A 15458-nucleotide genomic window follows, 5' to 3' on the forward strand; every position below is an offset into this window, starting at 1 on the left:
GATACTCTATTATTATGCTTAAATAGAAACGTTTACTAATAAAGGAGATTATTGAAATCTATGAAAAAGAGTATGATTATTAGTAGTTTTTTAGCATTGTTATTAATATTAAGTGCTTGTGCACCTAATAATGATAATAACGAAGACAATCATAATCAAAGTAACGGTGTTAATGCACCGAAACATGCTAAAAACTTAACTGAAAATGATATTTTTACATCGAATAAATCACATCAAAAGCTTACTGAAGATGAAATGAACCAAGCAATCAAAAAATATCTAGATGTTAATAGTGATATTTTAGATAATAAATATATAATGCAAAGTCAAATCGACCGTCAAAGTTCAGGACAAACAAAAATCACTGATAAACAAGCTACAAAACTTAGTAATTTATCTAATATTGCTGTTAAAAATGACTTACACTTTAAAAAATATGTTGAAAATAACACATTGCCAGACGGCTATAAAGATCATGTAAATCGTATTATTAAATACTTTCATGCTTTGAATAGTACAATTGCAAATGTTGATGAAAGTATCGAACAACTGAATTACCAACCTCAAAATACAATTAACGTTGTAGATGTTCCTACTCATTATGCTGGAGATGTAAATGGAAACCAACAAAATAAAATCAAATCTTTCTTAAATAAGAAAGATATCAAAACAGATGTTTTTGATAAATAGAATAGGTAGTATCCGTTTGAATATGTTATTCAATCCATTAATGGTGATGTCCAATATATAAAAAATCTGAGACGATGAATGATGTCTCAGATTTTTTTATAACTCAATAAGATATGGCTTACAATTTTCAATTACTTTAGTTAATGCTTCTTCTTTATTTATATAGCCAAAGTAAACCATAATACAACGTATCACAACTTGATGTGCAATAATGACTATCGTGTGATTATCTTGAATATGGATCGTTTCGAAAAACTGTTTCACTCTATGATAAACATCATTATAACTTTCCCCCTCAGGCGCTTTTTGAATAAAGCTATGTCGAAAATCTTTATAATTTGAATCATGAAAATAGCGATGATACTTATTATTTTTCATAAGTTTATCCTTAAATTGACCTTCAAATAGACCCAATGAACGTTCACGTAATAATGAGGTAACTGTAGTTGGGATATCGTAAGGGAAGATATATTGATATGTTTCTTTTGTTCTTGTTAAATCAGATACATACACATCATCAATTTTTATATTATAAAAATACGTCTTTAAGTTTTTTGCACTTTCAATGCCCCTTTCAGTTAAAGGAACGTCTAACTGACCACAATAATATGCTCGATTGTACTTATTATCGTAATTAGACTGTGATTCACCATGTCGAATAAGATATAAATTCATGTTTTACCTCCTATTTCAATTTATTATATTAAATAATAATTGAATGAAGTCTACTAATAATACAAATTATATATTTTTAAATAATATAAGTTTTTATGATTGTCAATATTTATATTGCATGATACTATTAACTTGTAGTTATTTAATAACTACAAGTCTTTTATATTCATGAACATAATACTCCTGGATGACGTCTTAACCCGACGTCATCCTCTTTTTTTAGTTTAATAAATAAAAAAAGAGCACTACATAACGTAGTCCTCTTTAAATACTATACTTATTTTTTGATTGCTTTTAAAATTAAAGAAACAATAAAAATAAGAATAATTGCACCGATTAATGCTGGGAAGATTGGTACTCCGCCCCAAACAGGACCCCAAGTACCTAACAATTTACTTCCGATGAATGAACCGATTAAACCAGCAATGATATTACCTAAGATACCACCAGGGATATCTTTACCCATGATCATGCCAGCAATCCAACCGATTAATCCACCAACTATTATCATAATAATAAAGCCCATAGTTAGATTACTCCTTATAGTTTTATTTTATTTACTTCTTATTCATACCACCTATTTCAATTTTATAAACATCATTATTAAAATAATTTATTTTTTATAACAAAAACAACTAAATAATAACACCCACATATTTTATTAGTATTTATTCAATTAATGATTAAAAATATAAGGCTCCTAAAAATAGCAACTATTTTTATATAAAATACTTGCTAAACATTATGAACAAGCATATTATAATAAAATATATAAAAGACTTAATAAATTTTCATATAATAAAATTTTGTTTATATACAAAATTGATACTTAGGAGGTTATGTATTATGAGTTCACATGCACTGTATAACTTAAGAAAAAAAAGACATCTTGAAATTAATGAATTAACTGAAATCCTAAACAAAAAGTATGGCACACATTACGAACCACATCAATTATACGAATGGGAAAATCATCAACATGAACCAAAGTTCAAAGATGCAATGATTCTGGCAGATTATTTCAATACATCTTATCAAGTTCTAGTTGAAAGTAAATATAAAGAATATCAACAACAATTTGATGATGTTGATATTCGACTATAAACAACTTTAAAGGAACAAAACATATTCATGTTGAATATAATGTCTTGTTCCTTTGTTTTTATTCTTCGGTATTTGTACTTTGATGATTTGGTTGTGCTTGTTCATTACGATCCATTTGAGAAGTTGTGGGTTCTTCTTTAGTTTGTGTAGAAGCGTCTGTTGAAGTTGAATGATTGTTCTCGGATTGATTCGATGTCTGGACATCATTTTGAGTTTCAGATTGCGCGCTATTTTGATTTTCTTCATTAGATGATGTATGTTGCGTTTCATTATTATTCTTTGTTTCATTATTTTGTACATCATTATTTCGTTGTCGGTTACTTTGTTCTAATTTACTTTCATTCATTTGTTTTCTTTTAGCTTTTTCTTCATCTGTCATATTATTATAATTATCAACAATACTACCTGTATGTTTATCTACAATAGCTACATAAGGTGTACCAGTACCATAAGCGTCACTTGCTGCATAATCTATATAATACATATCGTCAGTACTTTTACTAGGATTGTAATTAAATTCATTTCTTAAACGATGTCCAAATCCTTGATTTTTATACCAATCATAGACAACATCCTCTGCTTGCTGAGGTGTAAGTTCTTTATTCGAAGAATCGTTTGATTGATTGTCACTAGTTGAATGACTTTCATTTGTAGTCGTTTCATTATTTCCATTGATTCCGTTTTCAGATTGGTTTTGAGTATTCTGTTCGGATGACTGAATACTATTATTATCATTTGGTTGAATATCTTCAGTTTGATTATAATTAGTATTTTCATCATTATCATTTTGTTGTGTATCTGATGAATCTATATTCTTCTCATTATTAGTATTATTATTTTTATTTGAACTATTAGGCGTTTTGTTATTATTATCACTCTTCTCAGTTTTTTGTTTATCCTCTGAACTATCATTATTTTCGCCTGGTAAATGAATATTTAAATCACAAGCACCCAAAAGTAAAGTAGATGCAACAATACCTGCTAATAAATATTTTCCTCTCATTATCATCAAAACTCCTTATGTATATCTCTTTTAATGATAACATTTTATATTGCATCCCTTAAAGATATTACCCAATACATTTTAAAATCAACTTAATATGTATAATCTGCTCATTTTTTATTACTCGACATAAAAATAACCCCGCAAGCCTTGAGCTTACGGGGTTTAACACTAATTATATATTAGTTTTCGTCTTTAACATATGGTAATAAAGCCATATGACGAGCACGTTTAATAGCTGTAGTCAACATACGTTGATATTTAGCTGAAGTACCAGTTACACGACGTGGTAAAATTTTACCGCGTTCTGAGATAAAACGTTTTAATAATTCAGTGTCTTTATAATCAATATGTGTAATACCATTTGCTGTGAAATAGCATACTTTTTTACGACGACGTCCGCCTCTTCTTGGTCCACCTGCCATGGTTAATTACCTCCTTTTATATTTTTAATCTCATTCTTTCGTTAGAATGGTAAGTCATCATCACTAATATCAATTGGACCATTCGCATTTGCAAATGGGTTATCTGATTGATTATTGTTTGATGCACGATTGTTATTATTATAAGATGTATTTTGTCCTGATTGTGAACCACCAAATCCTTGGCCATAATCTTGGAAATCATTATTTCCTTGATGACGTTGTCCACCTTGTGCATTTTTAGGTTCAAGGAATTGAACACTATCCGCTACAACTTCAGTGACAAATATACGACGACCTTCTTGATTTTCATAACTGCGTGATTGTATGCGACCATCAACGCCAGCTAAACTACCTTTTGAAAGATAGTTATTTACGTTTTCTGCTTGTCTTCTAAATACAACAACGTTAATAAAGTCAGCTTCGCGTTCCCCTTGAGCATTCGTGAAAGTACGATTAACTGCTAGAGTAAATGTCGCTACACTTACGCCTGAGGGAGTACTTCTGTATTCTGGATCCTTAGTTAAACGACCTACTAATACAACTCGATTTATCATTTCAACGCCCCCATTTAATTATTACTTATCTTGGTCTTCACGGATAACGATATAACGGATAATATCGTCATTGATTTTAGCTAAACGTTGGAATTCGTCTGTAGCTTTGTTATTATCTGTTTTAATGCGTACGATGAAGTAGAAGCCTTCTTTGAAATCTTCAATTTCGTAAGCAAGACGGCGTTTACCCCAGTCTTTTTCTTCTAAAACTTCTGATCCTTCTGAAGCTAAGATACCGTTAAAGCGTTCAACAACTGCTTTTTTAGCATCTTCTTCAATGTTAGGACGTACGACATACATAATTTCATATGTTCTCATTTTATAATTGCACCTCCTTGTGGTCTATGCGGCCTATCGAATCCTATCCATAGGCAAGGAATAATTTTCATTACTCACAATCAAGAATTATAGCATAGGTGATTACTTTTTACAATAAATATTATTTGAAATATTTTGTCTGAAAGTGGATAAGATTTATCGTATTGGCCTATAAATTTATATTCAAACTTTAAACATATCTTTTCAAAAGAGAACTGATATTCTATAATATCCTTGAGGTGTAACTATGCAATTAGATTTAGATTGGAATAAAGATTTTCAAGAGTTTCAAGAAATCTTAAATTGCGGTATCACTCCAGAGTGGCTATACTGTGCAAAAGCCAATATGATTCTTGAGCCAGCTTATACTGGAGAAGGTAAACAGTTTTTTAGCACCAAAGATATTGTTAAAGCAAGTAAAGTTATACCGTTTTTTTAAGATATAACCATAATGATATAACTAAAGCGCGACGTCTATAATAAATAGATGTCGCGCTTTTTTATATTCCTATACATTAAATCGGAAGTGAACAATATCTCCGTCTTGCATAATATAATCTTTACCTTCTAAACGTTGTTTACCTGCTTCTTTCGCACCTTGCTCACCACCATGCTCAACATAGTCGTCATAACTTGTTACTTCGGCACGAATGAAACCACGTTCGAAGTCTGTATGAATGATACCTGCACATTGTGGTGCCGTCATCCCTTGTCTAAATGTCCAAGCACGTACTTCTTGAACACCTGCTGTAAAGTAAGTAGATAATCCTAACAAATCATATGTTGTTCTGATAAGACGATCGAGGCCTGGTTCTTCAATACCTAAGTCTTCTAAAAACATTTCTTTATCTTCATCATCAAGTGTTGCAATTTCTTCCTCGATTTTTGCGCTAATGACGATAACTTCAGAATCTTCTTTTGCTGCGTACTCACGAATGGTTTTCACTTTATCATTTTCATCGTCACCAATTTCATCTTCGCCAACGTTTGCAATATATAACATTTTTTTAGATGTTAATAATTGAGCTTGATTTACATATTTTTGATCTTCTTCGTTAAAATCTAAACTACGAACTGGATTTCCTTCTTCTAACGCTTCTTTTATTCTAGATAAAATGCGGAACTCCATTTCGGCTGTTTTATCTTTTTGACGTGCCATTTTTTCAATTCGAGGCAAACGTTTCTCTACTGATTCTAAATCAGCTAAAACAAGTTCCATATTAATGACTTCAATATCATCTAATGGATTTACACGGCCAGCGACGTGTGTCACATTTTCATCATCGAAAGCACGTACTACCTGACAAATAGCGTCTACTTCACGAATATGTGATAAGAATTTATTTCCTAAACCTTCACCTTTTGAAGCACCTTTAACAATACCTGCAATATCTGTGAATTCGAAAGTGGTAGGAATCGTTTTCTTAGGTTCTACCATTTCTGTTAATTTATTTAAACGTGTATCTGGTACTTCTACAATCCCGACATTCGGGTCAATCGTAGCGAAGGGATAGTTCGCAGCGAGCGCACCTGCTTTTGTAATTGCATTAAATAGAGTAGATTTACCAACATTAGGCAAACCTACGATACCTGCTGTTAAAGCCATGAATCATTCTCCTAACTTTCTGTATCTTGATGAGATACTAATATTTTTTTTATTTTTTTATCAAACACTTGTCGTGGAATCATAATACTTCTTTGACAATTTTCACATTTAATTCGTATATCTGCACCCATGCGAATAATTTTAAATCGATTTGTTCCACAAGCATGTTGTTTTTTCATTTCTACTATATCATTTATACCATATTTTGGTGTCACAACATTACCCCCAACATTTATTAAGCGTCTTGTTTATCGGTATTTCTTACGTACATGGGTTGTGGCAATTTAATACCTTCTTGTACAAACATTTTTTGAATTTCTTTGCGTAAAATTCTAGAACCTGAAGCACCTTCTCCAGGAATAGTTTCTGCTGATATTCTTATGATAACTTTTGTTTCATCTAACCCATCAATTCCTAAAACAACTGGATCAGTAATGAATAAGTAGTATTTACTACGCATTGCTGTAAATAATTTATTTAATTTCTTTTCAACTTTATCTAAATTTTCATCAACTGAGACTGGAATTTCTACAATTGACGTACCATTAGTAATAGAATAGTTAGTAATCTCACCCATACTACCATTTGGTAAAATAGTTAACTCCCCAGTGATGGTATTAATACGCGTTGATCTCAATCCTATAGATTTTACTGTTCCTTCAGCAACTGTAGTACCACCGCTATTAATTTTAACATAATCACCTACATCAAACTGATTTTCAAAAATAATGAAAAATCCAGTAATAATATCTTTGACTATAGTCTGGGCTCCAAAACCAACAGCGATACCTACAACACCGGCGCTGGCGATAATTCCGTTTACGCTAATTCCAAATTTACTTAATACTGTTGTGAGCACGATAAACCACACAATGTATCTTACAACATTTTTGATAAGGGACACGAGCGTTTTAGAGCGTTTTTTATTTCCTCTATTACTTTTATTTTGAAATTTAAATGCTTCTTCTATCGCTTTATTAATAATTCCAATTACAATTAAGCCTACTAAAATATAAATAATAACCATTGCTAATTTAGTTGCTAAATTTGTATATACTTCGGGTTCTGTTAATGGTTGAAATAGCGATGTTAACACGTTCTTCAACTGATTCATATAGCCCCCTCCTTTTCCATTTAGTCCACATTAAATTTGTATTCCAATTTATTTATTATACAAAAATTCTTCTAAAATTGTATCAGTCTTTTGATTTATCATTTTCTTTTTTATTTTATTAATAGGATACTATTTATTAAGTTTATCTATAATACGTCTAAACTCAGCCTCGGATTTAAACTCAAACACAATTTTCCCAACATTTTTAGATACAGATATATCTATATGAGTTCCAAATTTTTCCTTAAGCGCACGTTCTTGTTTCTGTATGAATTTGGGTTTACTTGGAGTATTTAATTTTTCTTTTTTAGACTGCCCACCGTCTTGAATTTCAGAAACAACTTTCTCTAAATAACGTACACTCCACCCCTCTTTGATTGCTTGTTTACCTATACGTTTCATCGTATTTACATCTTTTAATGCAAGTAAAGTACGTCCATGGGCACCTGACATGCGATGCTCTCTTACAAGCTTAGCAATATCAGAGGGTAAATTTAGTAATCTTAGCATATTAGCAATGTAAGGACGTGATTTTCCTAACCTTTCAGCAACTTTTTGTTGTGTCAGACCAAGATCGTTCATTAATCGTTGATAACTTTCAGCTTCTTCAATTGCATTCAAATCTTCTCTTTGTAAGTTTTCTATAATGGCTAATTCCATCATGTCAGAATCAGAAAGGGATTTTACAATTGCAGGAACTTCCTCTAACCCAGCTAATTTAGAAGCTCGAAAACGTCGTTCTCCTACAACGATATAATATCCATTGATCGTTTTTCTTAAAACAATAGGTTGAAGTATACCATGAGTTGTTATAGAATCTGCTAAATCTTGAAGTTTCTCCTCATCAAATGTTTTTCTAGGTTGATAGGGATTAACTTTAATACTTGAAATTTTAATATGTTGTACGTGTTCATCATTATTTAATTGAATACGTTGATCTTCAATATGGTCCACTCATAGTCCTCCCTTATCTTTAAAGTCATTACTTAATTTTAAAAAAAGCGTGTTATATCTACAAGTCTTATAAACTTTTTTAAGAAAAATTTTACTAGGTAGAAAGTATATATATCAATCATTCAACCGCTTTCTGAATTTATTATTTAATCATAATTTTCAGAAAAGTTGTTGACAAATGTAATTTATGTCTGTAAGCTATGAATTAACTTAAAAAAACACAAATTACACACGGTAATAAGGAAAGTAAAACTTACACTGCAGATACAGAGAGTCTTGTAAGCTGAGAAGAGACATTGAAAGAAAGTTTGAAAATGGCCTTTGAGTGTTGATGCCAATATGAGGTATCAACGGGTTCGCCCGTTATAGCGATACAGTATTAACATTTATTGTTTAATGGCGTACTGGAATCACCGACGTCACTAAATTATCGTTAATACTCATTTATCATTAAAAGTTAAATGAGTTTTTTTATTACAGATATATCTGATATTTTACGATAATGTGTGTCACTTTTTCAAGTACTCCTAAAACATGATGGCGTACTGTTTGAGGTTACTTTAGCAATAAAGTAGCAAACAAAGGTGGTACCACGAAACAAGCTTTCGTCCTTTACATCCGATACATATCGGGTTTAAAGGACGGAAGCTTTTTTTATTTAGAAAATGATAGGAGGATTTGAAATGAAAGATACTCAATTAGCACAAATTTCATTAACAAAGGATTTGACTGGCGCAATTGCTAATCCAATTTACTTATCGACGGCATATCAACATCCTCACCTAGGTCAGTCTACAGGATATGATTACACACGAACGAAAAATCCAACGCGCTCTTCATTTGAAGAAGCATTTGCCAAATTAGAAGGTGGTACAGCTTCATTTGCAACTTCAAGTGGTATGGCAGCAGTTCAACTTATTTGTAACTTATTTAAACCTGGTGATGAAATTTTAGTAGCTTTTGATTTATATGGAGGAACATTTAGATTATTTGATTATTATGAACAACAATATGGTATTCATTTTAAATACGTTGATTTTTTAAATTATGAAGAAGTCGAAAATAGTATAAATAAACACACGAAAGCACTCTTTATCGAACCAATTTCGAATCCTCAAATGATTCAAATTGATGTAGAACCATATTATGTTCTAAGTAAAAAACATCATCTATTAACCATTATCGACAACACGTTTTTAACTCCATACTTATCAACACCTTTAGAACAAGGTGCTGACATTGTTTTACACTCAGCTACAAAGTATATAGGTGGTCATAATGATGTACTTGCAGGTGTAGTGACAGTTAAAGATGACACACTTGCTGAACAATTAGGTCAATTTCACAATATGATTGGCGCCACATTGTCTCCACTTGATTGTTACTTACTTCAAAGAGGTTTGAAAACACTACATCTCAGAATAGAACGATCTCAAGACAATGCACGTCGTCTCGCAAAACGTTGTGAAACATCCGATTCTATTGATGAAGTACTCTATAGTGGAAAAACAGGTATGCTAAGTTTACGTCTTAATAAGGCTTATAGCGTAGCTAAATTTTTAGAAAATTTAGAAATTTGTATTTTTGCAGAAAGTTTAGGAGGAACTGAAACCTTTATTACTTTCCCATATACACAAACACACGTCGACATGCCAGATGATGAAAAAGACAAACGCGGTATTGATGAACATTTAATTCGCTTATCCATTGGTATTGAAGATTATAAGGATGTTGAAGCAGATATTATTCAAGCATTAGAAAATTCTAAAGTAGGAGTGATTTCATGAGCTTATCTAAAGAAACAGAAGTGATATTTGATGAACATAGAGGTGTAGATTACGATTCAGCAAACCCACCATTATATGATTCTTCAACTTTCCATCAAAAAGTACTTGGTGGTAACGCAAAATTTGATTATGCCAGAAGTGGTAATCCTAATCGTCAATTATTAGAAGAAAAATTAGCTAAACTTGAAGGCGGCCAATATGGATTTGCTTATGCTTCAGGTATTGCAGCAATATCAGCCGTATTACTCACATTACAAGCTGAAGATCATGTCATTTTACCAGATGATGTGTATGGCGGAACATTTAGACTAACTGAACGTATTTTAAATCGTTTTAATATTAAATTTACGACGGTAAATGCGACTCATCCTGAAGAAATTGAACAAGCCATTCAACCTAATACAAAATTAATTTATATAGAAACACCATCGAACCCATGCTTTAAAATCACTGATATTAAAGCAGTTGCTCATATCGCTAAAAAGCATGATCTACTTTTAGCAGTAGATAATACATTTATGACTCCATTAGGTCAATCTCCACTTTCACTTGGTGCTGATATAGTGGTTCATTCTGCAACAAAATTCTTAGGTGGACATAGTGATATTATTGCTGGCGCTGCTATTACAAATCGCAAAGACGTCGCTGAGGCACTTTATCTACTCCAAAATGGAACAGGAACTGCCCTATCTGCACATGATAGTTGGACTTTAGCCAAACATTTAAAAACATTACCTGTTCGTTTTAGACAATCTACATCGAATGCTGAAAAACTTGTAGACTTTTTAAGTCAAAGAAATGAAGTTGCTGAAGTATATTATCCGGGAAATAGTGATTTACATTTATCACAAGCTAAAAGTGGCGGTGCAGTCATTGGCTTTCGTCTAAAAGATGAAACAAAAGCTCAAGCCTTTGTAGATGCGCTAACTTTACCACTTGTATCGGTAAGTTTAGGAGGAGTAGAAACGATTCTCTCACATCCAGCCACAATGTCTCATGCAGCTGTTCCAGAAGAAGTGAGAAACGAACGTGGCATTACATTTGGTCTATTCCGTCTAAGCGTAGGTCTTGAACAACCTGAAGAACTCATAGCTGATATTGACTACGCATTGAAGGAGGCATTTAATGAGTCGATTATTGAATCATTTGAAGAACAACGTTTTAGTAGCTGATGGCGCAATGGGAACAATCCTCTATTCCGAGGGCCTAGATACTTGTCCTGAAGCATATAATCTTACACATCCCAATAAAGTTGAACGTATTCATCGTTCATATATAGAAGCAGGAGCTGATGTCATTCAGACAAATACGTATGGCGCTAACTTTGAAAAATTAAAAGTATTTGGCTTAGAGCATAAAGTAAAAGAAATTCATAAAGCCGCTGTACAAATTGCAAAACGCGCAGCCAATAAAGAGACATTTATCTTAGGAACGGTGGGTGGCTTCAGGGGAATAAAACAAGAAGACTTATCGCTTTCTACTATTCAATATCATACAGACAATCAAATTGATACTTTAATTGAAGAAGGTGTAGATGGTTTACTATTTGAAACCTACTACGATTTAGATGAATTAACGAGTGTGATAACAGCGACACGTCAAAAGTACGATATTCCAATTATCGCACAACTGACCGCTTCCAATACGAATTATCTCGTTGACGGTACAGAAATTAACGAGGCGTTAAAACATCTCATTGAATGTGGCGCAAATGTGGTGGGCTTAAATTGTCACCATGGCCCACATCACATGCAACGCTCATTTTCACATATCGAACTACCAGAACATGCCTATCTCTCATGTTATCCTAATGCGAGCCTACTCGATATTGAAAATAGTGAGTTTAAATATAGCGACAATGCTAAATATTTTGGTGATGTTGCACAAGAATTAATTAACGAAGGCATTCGTTTAATTGGTGGTTGTTGTGGTACTACACCGGAACATATCTCTTACATTAAAGAATCTGTAAAAGATTTAAAACCAGTTAAAACTAAAAAAGTTATTCCAATTCATCGAACAATTAATACAAATGCAAAACGTACATTAAAACAAAATTTAACATCAAAAGTAAAACAGAGACCTACTGTGATTGTTGAATTAGACACTCCAAAACATCTCGATACGGAATTGTTCTTTGAGAATATAGGTAAGCTAGATGAAGCAAATATTGATGCAGTTACACTTGCAGATAACTCTCTCGCTACTGTAAGAGTCAGCAATATCGCTGCTGCAAGTTTAATCAAACAACGATATGATATCGAACCTCTTGTTCATATCACATGTCGCGATCGTAATCTAATTGGTTTACAATCTCATCTACTTGGCCTTTCACTCATCGGTGTTAGTGAAATTTTAGCCATTACAGGAGACCCTTCAAAAGTAGGTCATCTACCAGGCGCAACGAATGTTTATGATGTTAATTCAAAAGGCTTAACAGAACTTGCGCTACGATTTAATCAAGGTATTAATGTTGATGGTGATGCGCTGAAGAAACATACCAACTTTAACATCGCCGGGGCGTTCGATCCAAACGTTCGTAAATTAGACGGGGCAGTTAAACGCCTTGAGAAAAAAGTAGCGGCAGGTATGAGTTACTTTATTACCCAACCTGTATATAGTAAAGAAAAAATCAAAGAGGTATATGAAGCAACCAAACATCTTGATACCCCACTTTTTATCGGTATCATGCCTATTGCAAGCTACAATAACGCACTTTTCTTACATAACGAAGTGCCTGGAATTAAAATGTCAGAAGATGTATTAAATCAATTTAAAGCAGTAAAAGATGATAAAGAAAAAACAAAAGAATTAAGTTTGAGACTGTCTAAAGAATTAATCGATACGGTACATGAATACTTTAATGGTTTATATCTCATTACACCTTTCCAACGTATTGATTATTCATTAGAGCTCGCAGCATATTCTAAAGCAATTACCCAAAACAAGGAGGCAATATTATGACAACAATTAAAACTTCAAACTTAGGATTCCCAAGATTAGGTAGAAAAAGAGAATGGAAAAAAGCAATCGAAAGCTATTGGGCTAAAAAAATCGATAAAACTGAATTAGATCAAACATTAACAGACTTACATAAAGAAAATTTATTACTTCAAAAGAATTATAATTTAGACAGTGTACCTGTTGGTGATTTCTCATTATATGACCATATTCTTGATACATCATTACTTTTCAACATTATTCCTGAACGTTTCCAAGGACGTACAGTAGATGATGATTTATTGTTTGATATTGCACGTGGTAATAAAGAACATGTTGCAAGTGCATTAATTAAATGGTTTAACACAAACTATCACTATATTGTTCCTGAATGGGATAATGTTGAACCTAAGGTGAATCGCAATGTATTATTAGACCGTTTTAACTATGCTAAATCAATTAATGTAAATGCACATCCTGTCATTGTTGGTCCAATCACTTTTGTGAAACTTTCTAAAGGTGGTAATCAATCTTTTGAAGAAAAAGTTCAAACATTACTTCCACTATATAAAGAAGTATTACAATCTTTAGTAGATGCAGGTGCTGAATACATTCAAGTCGATGAACCTGTTCTTGTAACAGATGAAAGTGAAAATTATGAAAATATTACTAAAGAGGCTTATGACTACTTTGCTGATGCTGGTTTAGGAGAAAAATTAGTCATACAAACCTATTTTGAACGTGTTAATGTAAAATTCTTAAGCCGTTTACCAGTGGCTGGTCTTGGTTTAGATTTTGTTCATGATCACGGTTATAACTTAGAACAAATTAAAGCAGGAGATTTCGATAAATCTAAAACATTATATGCTGGTATTATTGACGGTCGTAATGTTTGGGCTGCAGATATTGAAGCGAAAAAAGAATTAATCGAAACTTTACAACCTTATACTAAAGCAATTGCAATTCAACCTTCCTCTTCATTATTACACGTTCCGGTATCATTAGATGATGAAACATTAGATACATCAATTGAAGAAGGCTTAAGCTTTGCTACTGAAAAATTAGATGAGTTAGATGCATTACGTCGATTATTTAATAATAATGATAGTAAAAAATATGATGAGTTAAAAGCACGCTATGAACGATTCCAAAGTCAATCATTCAAAAACCTTGAATATGATTTTGATAGCGTACCAACCAGTCGTAAATCTGCTTTTAAAGACCGTAAAAAAGCACAAGACGCTCGTTTACATTTACCAGATTTACCAACAACAACGATCGGCTCATTCCCTCAAACAAGAGAAGTACGTAAATACCGTGCAGACTGGAAAAATAATCGAATTTCAGACGAAGAATATAACAACTTCTTAGAAAATGAAATCGCACGTTGGATTAAAATCCAAGAAGAGATTGGCTTAGATGTACTTGTACACGGTGAATTCGAACGTAATGACATGGTTGAATTCTTCGGTGAAAAACTTCAAGGTTTCTTAGTCACAAAATTTGGATGGGTTCAATCTTATGGTTCACGTGCTGTAAAACCACCAGTTATTTATGGAGATGTAAAATGGACTGCACCTTTAACAGTTAAAGAAACTGTTTATGCACAAAGCTTAACTGATAAACCTGTGAAAGGTATGTTAACTGGTCCAGTCACTATCTTAAACTGGTCATTCGAACGTGTAGACGTTCCTCGTAAAGTCGTTCAAGATCAAATTGCCTTAGCTATTGACGAAGAAGTATTAGCACTTGAAGAAGCAGGTATTAGAGTCATTCAAGTAGATGAACCCGCATTACGTGAAGGCTTACCATTACGTTCTGAATACCATGAACAATACCTTGCTGATGCGGTAAATTCATTTAAACTTGCAACCTCTTCAGTCCAAGATGAAACACAAATTCATACGCATATGTGTTATTCTCAATTTGGTCAAATTATCCATGCAATTCATGACTTAGATGCAGATGTTATTTCAATTGAAACATCACGTAGCCATGGTGATTTAATCAAAGACTTTGAAGATATTAACTATGATTTAGGTATTGGATTAGGTGTATATGATATTCATAGTCCACGTATCCCTACTGAAGAAGAAATTGCAACAGCAATTGATCGTTCTTTACAACAAATCGACCGTTCTTTATTCTGGGTTAACCCTGACTGTGGTCTAAAAACACGTAAAGAAGACGAAGTGAAAGATGCCTTAACAGTACTTGTAAATACTGTTCGTAAAAAACGTGAAGAAAAAAATAAACCTGTCGCATAAGATACAGATAAACATGTGAGG

Annotated in this window: 17 protein-coding genes and 1 other annotated feature; of the genes, 7 read left to right on the top strand and 10 right to left on the bottom strand. The window is 32.6% G+C overall.

All coding sequences use genetic code 11. The features are described from left to right. Window positions 1-60 precede the first annotated feature (60 nt). Complete coding sequence (locus HMPREF2647_RS08705; protein ID WP_017175678.1) at window positions 61-690, top strand: NDxxF motif lipoprotein; 630 nt, start codon at window positions 61-63, stop codon at window positions 688-690. A gap of 96 nt (window positions 691-786) precedes the next feature. Here the strand turns inward: HMPREF2647_RS08705 and HMPREF2647_RS08710 are convergent, their stop codons facing one another. Together HMPREF2647_RS08710 and HMPREF2647_RS08715 are read right to left on the bottom strand one after the other, a co-directional pair. After that, window positions 787-1365 (bottom strand): histidine phosphatase family protein, encoded by a 579-nt coding sequence (locus HMPREF2647_RS08710; RefSeq protein ID WP_017175677.1) that lies wholly within the window; start codon window positions 1363-1365, stop codon window positions 787-789. A gap of 277 nt (window positions 1366-1642) precedes the next feature. Beyond that, complete coding sequence (locus HMPREF2647_RS08715; RefSeq protein ID WP_002447983.1) at window positions 1643-1891, bottom strand: GlsB/YeaQ/YmgE family stress response membrane protein; 249 nt, start codon at window positions 1889-1891, stop codon at window positions 1643-1645. Between the two features lie 320 nt (window positions 1892-2211). On the opposite strand from HMPREF2647_RS08715, the gene HMPREF2647_RS08720 reads away from it, so the two are divergent. After that, window positions 2212-2469: a helix-turn-helix domain-containing protein gene (locus HMPREF2647_RS08720; protein ID WP_017175676.1), complete on the top strand. Its 258-nt coding sequence runs from the start codon at window positions 2212-2214 to the stop codon at window positions 2467-2469. A 58-nt stretch (window positions 2470-2527) separates the two neighbouring features. On the opposite strand, the gene HMPREF2647_RS08725 is transcribed toward HMPREF2647_RS08720, so the two are convergent. The 4 genes from HMPREF2647_RS08725 to rpsF form a co-directional block, all read right to left on the bottom strand. Beyond that, complete coding sequence (locus tag HMPREF2647_RS08725) at window positions 2528-3472, bottom strand: hypothetical protein (RefSeq protein ID WP_049419741.1); 945 nt, start codon at window positions 3470-3472, stop codon at window positions 2528-2530. A gap of 182 nt (window positions 3473-3654) precedes the next feature. After that, window positions 3655-3897, bottom strand: a complete 243-nt coding sequence (gene rpsR / locus HMPREF2647_RS08730; RefSeq protein ID WP_002447994.1) for a 30S ribosomal protein S18 — start codon at window positions 3895-3897, stop codon at window positions 3655-3657. Between the two features lie 41 nt (window positions 3898-3938). After that, on the bottom strand, window positions 3939-4451 hold the full coding sequence (ssb, locus tag HMPREF2647_RS08735; protein WP_017175674.1) for a single-stranded DNA-binding protein: 513 nt from the start codon (window positions 4449-4451) through the stop codon (window positions 3939-3941). Between the two features lie 21 nt (window positions 4452-4472). After that, window positions 4473-4769 carry a 30S ribosomal protein S6 gene (rpsF, locus tag HMPREF2647_RS08740; RefSeq protein ID WP_017175673.1) on the bottom strand — a complete coding sequence of 99 codons (297 nt, stop codon included), beginning with the start codon at window positions 4767-4769 and terminating at the stop codon, window positions 4473-4475. Window positions 4770-5016: 247 nt separating this feature from the next. Between rpsF and HMPREF2647_RS08745 the strand changes: the two genes are divergently transcribed. Further along, on the top strand, window positions 5017-5208 hold the full coding sequence (locus HMPREF2647_RS08745; protein ID WP_017175672.1) for a hypothetical protein: 192 nt from the start codon (window positions 5017-5019) through the stop codon (window positions 5206-5208). A gap of 69 nt (window positions 5209-5277) precedes the next feature. Here HMPREF2647_RS08745 and ychF read toward each other — a convergent pair whose 3' ends face one another. The 4 genes from ychF to HMPREF2647_RS08765 form a co-directional block, all read right to left on the bottom strand. Beyond that, entirely contained in the window at window positions 5278-6375 is a 1098-nt protein-coding gene (gene ychF, locus HMPREF2647_RS08750; RefSeq protein ID WP_019834710.1) for a redox-regulated ATPase YchF, read from the bottom strand. A gap of 11 nt (window positions 6376-6386) precedes the next feature. After that, window positions 6387-6590 (bottom strand): DUF951 domain-containing protein, encoded by a 204-nt coding sequence (locus HMPREF2647_RS08755; RefSeq protein WP_002448008.1) that lies wholly within the window; start codon window positions 6588-6590, stop codon window positions 6387-6389. 20 nt (window positions 6591-6610) lie between these two features. After that, entirely contained in the window at window positions 6611-7489 is an 879-nt protein-coding gene (locus HMPREF2647_RS08760; protein WP_017175670.1) for a mechanosensitive ion channel family protein, read from the bottom strand. Window positions 7490-7618: 129 nt separating this feature from the next. Continuing rightward, window positions 7619-8443, bottom strand: a complete 825-nt coding sequence (locus HMPREF2647_RS08765; RefSeq protein WP_017175669.1) for a ParB/RepB/Spo0J family partition protein — start codon at window positions 8441-8443, stop codon at window positions 7619-7621. Window positions 8444-8668: 225 nt separating this feature from the next. Continuing rightward, window positions 8669-9059: a binding site (T-box leader), on the top strand. Window positions 9060-9126: 67 nt separating this feature from the next. Here HMPREF2647_RS08765 and HMPREF2647_RS08770 point away from each other — a divergent pair. The 4 genes from HMPREF2647_RS08770 to metE are packed head-to-tail and all read left to right on the top strand — an operon-like array spanning window position 9127 to window position 15437. Continuing rightward, window positions 9127-10230 carry a PLP-dependent transferase gene (locus HMPREF2647_RS08770; protein ID WP_017175668.1) on the top strand — a complete coding sequence of 368 codons (1104 nt, stop codon included), beginning with the start codon at window positions 9127-9129 and terminating at the stop codon, window positions 10228-10230. After that, the gene (gene metC / locus HMPREF2647_RS08775) at window positions 10227-11402 is read left to right on the top strand and encodes a cystathionine beta-lyase MetC (protein ID WP_070859956.1); all 1176 of its coding nucleotides are present in this window, start codon (window positions 10227-10229) and stop codon (window positions 11400-11402) included. Before HMPREF2647_RS08770 ends, metC begins: the two co-directional genes overlap by 4 nt. Next, on the top strand, window positions 11356-13194 hold the full coding sequence (locus HMPREF2647_RS08780; protein ID WP_070859957.1) for a bifunctional homocysteine S-methyltransferase/methylenetetrahydrofolate reductase: 1839 nt from the start codon (window positions 11356-11358) through the stop codon (window positions 13192-13194). Before metC ends, HMPREF2647_RS08780 begins: the two co-directional genes overlap by 47 nt. Then, on the top strand, window positions 13191-15437 hold the full coding sequence (gene metE, locus HMPREF2647_RS08785) for a 5-methyltetrahydropteroyltriglutamate--homocysteine S-methyltransferase (protein WP_049382446.1): 2247 nt from the start codon (window positions 13191-13193) through the stop codon (window positions 15435-15437). Before HMPREF2647_RS08780 ends, metE begins: the two co-directional genes overlap by 4 nt. Window positions 15438-15458 lie beyond the last annotated feature (21 nt).

The sequence above is a fragment of the Staphylococcus sp. HMSC035D11 genome (assembly GCF_001836075.1).
Taxonomy (GTDB): domain Bacteria; phylum Bacillota; class Bacilli; order Staphylococcales; family Staphylococcaceae; genus Staphylococcus; species Staphylococcus hominis.